This window comes from Spirillospora sp. NPDC127506, assembly GCF_040302145.1.
GTDB lineage: Bacteria > Actinomycetota > Actinomycetes > Streptosporangiales > Streptosporangiaceae > Spirillospora.
Genome location: NZ_JBEORG010000064.1, coordinates 20,405 through 27,159 on the forward strand (window position 1 = coordinate 20,405; position 6,755 = coordinate 27,159).

At 67.0% G+C, this 6,755-nt stretch carries 5 protein-coding genes; 2 read left to right on the plus strand and 3 right to left on the minus strand.

Annotated elements, in window-relative coordinates:
• Positions 1 to 157: 157 nt before the first annotated feature.
• The gene (locus tag ABTW95_RS33750; protein WP_500228425.1) at positions 158 to 2,032 is read left to right on the plus strand and encodes a GNAT family N-acetyltransferase; all 1,875 of its coding nucleotides are present in this window, start codon (positions 158 to 160) and stop codon (positions 2,030 to 2,032) included.
• A 480-nt stretch (positions 2,033 to 2,512) separates the two neighbouring features.
• Here the strand turns inward: ABTW95_RS33750 and ABTW95_RS33755 are convergent, their stop codons facing one another.
• The 3 genes from ABTW95_RS33755 to ABTW95_RS33765 form a co-directional block, all read right to left on the minus strand.
• Positions 2,513 to 3,682: a tyrosine-type recombinase/integrase gene (locus ABTW95_RS33755; protein WP_500228426.1), complete on the minus strand. Its 1,170-nt coding sequence runs from the start codon at positions 3,680 to 3,682 to the stop codon at positions 2,513 to 2,515.
• Between the two features lie 870 nt (positions 3,683 to 4,552).
• Positions 4,553 to 4,819 (minus strand): hypothetical protein, encoded by a 267-nt coding sequence (locus tag ABTW95_RS33760; RefSeq protein ID WP_500228427.1) that lies wholly within the window; start codon positions 4,817 to 4,819, stop codon positions 4,553 to 4,555.
• 36 nt (positions 4,820 to 4,855) lie between these two features.
• Positions 4,856 to 5,647 carry a hypothetical protein gene (locus ABTW95_RS33765; RefSeq protein WP_500228428.1) on the minus strand — a complete coding sequence of 264 codons (792 nt, stop codon included), beginning with the start codon at positions 5,645 to 5,647 and terminating at the stop codon, positions 4,856 to 4,858.
• Between the two features lie 782 nt (positions 5,648 to 6,429).
• Here ABTW95_RS33765 and ABTW95_RS33770 point away from each other — a divergent pair.
• On the plus strand, positions 6,430 to 6,755 hold a 326-nt coding region (locus ABTW95_RS33770; RefSeq protein ID WP_500228429.1), incomplete at its 3' end, for a hypothetical protein.

The following is a 6,755-nucleotide window of genomic DNA, read 5'->3' on the forward strand; positions in this document are numbered from 1 at the left end:
CATGCTCAGAACACGTTCCCCGGGTCCGGCGGGCGCCGCTTCACATTCTCCACCCGCCATGCCGAGGCGCGGACCGGCGCCGGTGGCCCCTGGCCATTCCGTCGCTCTTATTGCATGCTGGTCGCAACAGCTAGTTCATCGCAATAAGGGGTTTCGGGTGGACGGTGCGCTGCGGCTGGACGGACGGGCGACGCTGGGGATCAGTGCCGAGATCGCTGGGCTCTACCGTGACTGCTACGCGCATCCGCCCTGGTCGGAGACTTCTGAGCAGTTCACGTCCTATCCGGGGAAGCTGGCGCTCTCGGCAGACCGCGAGGGGTTCGAAGCGTGGGTCGTGCGGGACGCCGGCACGCTGGCCGGGATCTGCTACGGCTGGCCCACGCCGGCCGACCTGTCCGGCAACCGGATCTACACCACGCTCATCGAAGCGGCCGGCGCCGAGGGCGCGGCAGCGCTGACGGCGGGCGCCTTCGAGGTCGCCGAACTGTTCGTCCACCCCGCTTGTCAGGGCCGGGGCTTGGGGAAGGCGCTGCTGACCCGGGCCGTCGCGGGCTGGGACACCGCCTGGCTGATCACCCATCCCGGCGCGCCGGCCGCACGCCTGTACCAGCGGTTGGGCTGGCGCCGGGACGTGGAGCTGCCCGGAACGAGCGAGGAGAAGCGCTCGGCATTGAAGGAACTGAGGACGACAGGTCCATACTGGCAGCTCTGCAGCCGCGAATGGCAGGCCGCCTTCCTCCCTGCCGGCGACCCGATATGGACGTCCTCCCCCTCACTCAGCGATCTCATGCCTTGGCGCTCCAGGGGAATCACCCCGGGCCGGACCTGGGTCTACGCCCCAACGGCCGACCTGCTACAAGACCGGTGGCGTGTGCTTCTCGCGGCGCCCGTCAGAGAGCGCCGCGAACTCTTTCGAGAAAGTCGGGACCGAACTTTGCACAGCAAAGTCAAGCCGCTGCCCGGCTTCCCGCCAGCCCTTCGACCGCTGACCGAAGAGTTCGGTCCCTGTCCCGAACCTATCCACGTGGCCTACCGCTCATTCGACCGACAGTGGCTCATCCCTGACAACCGGCTCCTGGTCATGGCCCGCCTCCCGCTCTGGCAGGTCCGATCCGAGCATCAAATCTATGCCTCTGAACAGGACGCCCACGAGATAGAGGACGGCCCGGCATTGACGTTCACCGGACTCATACCGGACCTCGACCACTTCTGCGGCTGGGGTGGCGGCGGGGTGCGCCCCCTCTGGCGCGACCCCACAGGCAACGTTCCCAACATGACCGACAAGTTACTCAACCACCTCAGCGGTGTACTGGGGCTCTCCATCACCGCGCCCGATGCGCTGGCCTACATCGCGGCTGTGACCGCACATCCCGGATACACCCACCGGTTCAAGCAAGAGCTGCGGCAGCCAGGCGTCCGAGTTCCGATCACCGCGGACTCGGCTTTGTGGAACAACGCGTTGACCATCGGCCACGAGGTCCTCTGGCTCCACACATACGGCAGCCGCGTCACTGACCCCGCCATGAGCCTCAAACGCTCAGAGCGCGCTGTCGTCGAGCGCTTCGGCATCAAATGTCTGGCTCCCGTGAGATCACTCCCCGAGCAGCTCCCCGAACGCCTCCACTATGAACCCCACACCCAAACGCTTCACGTCGGCAGCGGAACTTTCGCACCCGTGCGGCAGGAAGTCGTCGACTACACCGTCTCCGGCCGGCGCGTCGTCTGGCGCTGGTTGAACGACCGGACCACCCGGCCCCGGAACAAGCGGAGATCGTCAGAGCTCGACGACATCACGCCGACCGCCTGGAGCCGTAACTTCACGTTAGAATTCCTGGCGCTTCTCTCCGTCTTGACAGGGTGCGTGCTTCTGTATCCGGAACAGGCACGACTCCTGGACGAGATCTGCGCAGGTCCGCTGATCAGCACCAGCGACCTCAACGACGCTGGAGTCCTTCCCGTCCCTCTCACCGCCACAAAGCCGCCGTCTCAGCACCATCCAACTTCTCTTCCCTTTACGGAAGCTGACCTTTGACCTAGCCTCCCCGCCAGGCCTTTTCCCGCTACCGCTGCCGTTGCCGTTGGCCATGACGGCTCGTTGTCGGCTCAGCGGTTCCGAACCGGACCGGCACGCGGCGGCATTGTCCGACATGAAAATCGGGCTCGATGCGGACGAGCTGATACAGAATGGCCCCCAGAACACCATCCTGATACGACAATTTCGGCTTTTAATCCGTAGGTTGTGGGTTCGAGTCCCACGCGACCCACCACCCCTCACCAGGGCAAACACGCTCCACACCGCGCATGGTTGATCATGCCTGGGGCCGAGATGAGGCCCTCCTGGGGACGGGGACGCAGCACAGAAGCCCTGCAAGGGCTCCTCTCCCTCAGGCCGCCGTTCGGGCAGGCTGGATCGCGCACCGACGGTCATCAGGTGCGGAAACGGTATGTGGTTGTCCTTTCCCGGTCGAAGATCTCATGTGGGGAGCCGAAGCTCTGAGTCGCGTGCGAGCCGCTACAACGCGACGGGCTTCGCGGCCGGTCGAGCCCGGGGTCTCGCACGCGTGTGCCTGTTCGTCCTGCTGGTGCGCTTTCGGGGCAGCCGCGCCTGTCCGTTGCGCGGGGCGCACCGTTTGCGGCGGGTCGGGCTTTTGCCGCGGCGGCGGTTGGTGCCGGGCACGATGCCGGCGGCGTGCATGAGCAGTGCGGCGGTCTTCTCGGCAGCGGTGTGGGCGACCTGGGGGAGGACGCTGGTGTAGGTGTCGGCGGTCAGCACGATGCTGGAATGCCCCAGCATCTCCTGGACCACCTTCAACTCCACACCCGCGGCCAGGGCCAGGGTCGCGGCGCCGTGCCTCAGATCGTGCAACCGGATCGGCGGCATGTCCTGCTCTACGATCAACCGCTGGAACTGATGCGTCAACCACCCCGGCGACACCGGCTCACCGTTGAGATTGGTGAACACATAACCGCTGTCTCGGTACCCCTCACCGAACGCCTCCTGCTCGGCCCGCTGCCGGCTCTGGTGCGCCCGCAACGCTGCCACGGTGGTGCGGTCCAGCGCGATCACCCGGTTGCTGTGCGGCGTCTTGGGCGCGCACACGGTCAGCCGACCGTTCCTGCGCTGCACCTGCCGGCAGATCACCGCGGTTCCTCCGTCAAGGTCGACCTCACACCATCGCAATCCGGCTGCCTCGCCGCGCCGCAGCCCGCGCAGCGCGATCAGGTGGTAGACGGCGTACAGCCGATGGCTGCGGATGCCGTTGAGGAACTGCGCGGTCTGCGCGACCGTCCACACCGCCACGCTCGGGCGCTCGCCCGTCCGCCGCCACTGCTCGACCCGGCCCGCAGTCCACACCACCGCACGTGGCCGCCGCGCCGATGGAAGCACCACCAGCGACGCCGGGTTCTCCTCGATCCACCCCGCCCGCAGCGCGGCATTTAACGCCGCACGCAACGTCGCCCGAATCCGGTGCAGCGTCGCCGTCGTGACCGGCCGTCCCCTCTGTTGGTGGTCGTTCGCGATCGTGGCCAGCATCCGCTCCACATGCCCGACCGACACCTCCGCCACCAGCAGATCACCCAGCAACGGCCCCAGATAACGCTCCACGTGATCGGCGTAACCGGCCACCGTCGACGCCGCACCCGGATGGTTCGCCAACCACCGCCCCAGCCACTCCGCCACCGTCAACGCACTGCCCGTCGGCCCACGCAACCGCCGCAGCGCCTCCTCAGCCGCCTTCCGGGTGGGGAACCCGCCCCGCCGAACCCGCCGACGAACCCCGCCCGGACCGCTGCCCAGTTCCAACCGCAGATACCAGCTCCCATGGCTCCGCTCCACCGCCAGCCGAGGGCATCTGCCACCCACCGCCCGGCCCGAAACCAGATCTTCACACCCACACCGGCGGTACACGCCACCAGCACCTCGAAGACGTCCCATCCGACCATCGTGCGCTCCACCGGAACACCCCGGGCGAGACAACACCACCTCGACCAAGCCAGAAGTCACCGACCCAACCCGCCAGGTCCACTCCTGGACGACAGCCTTGAACCTGGTCACAGAAACCGGGGCACCTCATACCGACCTCCGCCGCCAAGGTCATGCATCCCTCACCGCCCGCCCCAGCCCCCGGTCAGGGGGGCGAACCGCCGCGCAATGGCGGAGTATCCAGGTCCCCCTTCGCTGGTGAGGGGCCGCTGTTGGACGTAGTCCGGCCAGCCAATGCCCGCGTGCCGGAGGACGATGGCCGAAAGAGCTGGGCCGGGTGCCCCGCCCGGCCCAGCTCTCGTCGGCGGCCCGGCTAGTTCTGGTCCATCTCAGCTTCGAGGTCCCTCGCGTGCTGGGTCGCCAATAGTCGATCAACCGCCTTATGGCACCAAGGCCCGCGTCCTTCTGGCATCGGAACAGAGCGTGCGTTCAGCTCCGCGGCGATGCTTCTGAGGCTGAGGCCCTGCCGACGGAGGGTGATGACCTCTTTTGTCAGCTCTCGCGACGCGCGGGGCGGGCGGCCACGACGGCGGCCGGTCGCGTCGGTCTGGGATGTGTCGCTCATGGTCACCTCCGCCGCCAGGGTCGGAGCAAGCTGAGCAGTTCACGCAACAGGTCGCGCAACAGGTCTAGCAGGTCCCGGAAGGCCACGTAGCGGCCGTCCATGTTCGCGGGCCGGGCGCGCAGCAGAGCGACCGTGGCCAGCCCGAGGTAGAGCAGAATTATGGCGACCACGGCCGCAATGAGCCCTGCGACCATGACGATCAAGATCACAAGGGCGATCAGGACCACCGAGGGTCCCGGCTCCGCGATGACGCGGAGGAGTTCTTCCATGGGGACGCTCCCTCACTCTTGGCGGGGAGCGTCCGCCTAGCAGCCCACCAGGGCGCTCCCCGCCGATGTCTGGAATCGGCTGAGCGAGGGGGCAGACCTGGACGGTTCGGCGCGGCGTCCATACCGGTGATAGACCGCGAGTAGCAGGAGGTACAGCGGTGCGGCCGACGATTCGCGACCCGCGGAGGCGAGTTCGCGGAAGTGTTGCATTCGCGCCATCTCCAACACGGCGCGGATGTAGTTCGCGAGGCTCCGCAAGCGCGTTACTAGCATGTTGACGCGGATGCGCAAGGTCACGCTATGGAACGACGGCGAGGTTCGTCCTCGTGCCACGTTCAGGTACGCCTGCACGGATGTCATGGCGTGATACAACTCTGATTCGCTTCGGCAGGTGTGAGCTTCGTCGATAACGATCAAGAGGCGACTCTTGCTCGCACCGGCAGGAGCGGGGACTATGACCCGTTGCTCGCGCCAATCGGCGTACACCTGCTCGACCACCGCGCGCTGCCAGCCCAACCCAAGCTGAACCCGGTCGGATTGGTAGGGGGCGAGGAGTGTGAGCTCAACTGTGCGTCCATCATCCTCGCTATCGATGGATAGTTCCGCTTTCGACCTAACGCGGTCGAGTTGAGCTGGGAGCCCGCGCAACTCACGCTTGGACACGCCCTGGCTCAACATTCTCGTCACCGATAGGAGCGCCGACATGCCGTTGGCGTTGTGCTGTTCACACAACGAGGACAAGGACAGTGATTCAGACGGCGCAGAGTTGTGCGGGTGCCCCACCCGCGCCAATGCCTCCAAGGTCTCAATCTCCACGTCTGTCGTCACGTCCTCGTCACCTCCCTCCTGCTGGCTCCTGAACCCTGACGGTAGCCGACTCAGCCTGGTGTCCCCGTAATTCCGCTCGCGTTTCCTCGGGAGAGAGCGCACGCGCGGGCGAGGGGCAAGGGCCGCGCGTGTGCGCGTCCTGCCGGTGAGACTGGCCTCACGCCGGGTCAGCGGCGTCTTGTCCCGCTCGGACGTGAAGGTCCACGCAGCCCAGCGCATCTCGGCGAGAACGGCGTCTAGGTCGGGCTGTCCAAGGGGGGTGGTGTGGGAATCGGCTGGCGGCGGAGGCACAGGCGGCTACATACTCGCGTGGATGTGCGCCGAGTATGTCGTCGGCCAAACGCCGCCAGCCTCGAACACCCTGGCGCGGATCCGGGAGCGTTCGGCTATCTGCTTCCCTCACCCGCACGCTTTAAAAGATCGCCGACCAACTCCGCCACGCGGTGGGGGCGGCGCTGCAACATCCCAGTCCTGAGGCGACCCGCCTGGCCGCACTAGCCGACCAGATCGCCCTCACCCGGGCGACGCCGCCCGCAGTGCGCCGGACTGGTCGGCGCTCTCGCGCGCCGAGGCGACCGCCGACCTCGGACCGCGCCGTTCAGAAGTCATTGGGGATTGACCAGGATCCCACCTGCCGTGGCCACGGCGGGGCGGCTGAAGCAGGGCCATCAACAACAGGCTACAGCAGGAAGCTGAAGCGTATGTGCGCGAAACGTGTGCCATACTGAAGTCGCTGTCCTGGCCGAATCCGCGGTTCCGGACGCGGATTCAGGAGGTCCACGATGGTTTCGCTCTCGCCCGCCGAAGCTCTCGGCTCGCATGCTCCCGGTGTCCGCGACCTGCTCGTCGAGGTCGTCCGGTCCAGGCACGACCGGGAGGCCGAGGCGCACTTGGCCAAGGGATCGCGCTACTCGATGGGATTCGGCAGCCAGTGGCGCGATCTTCTCGACGACGCGCTGGAGGCCCTGGCCGACCGGGGTTACCAGTCGCACAAGCTGGCACCCGCGGGCTATGAGCTCCCCGTGGTCAACGACAGTCTGATCTACGTTTGGCGGGTGCCGGGCACTCCCGACGCGGTGAGCCGGTTCGCGTCGAGCCCCACGCGGAA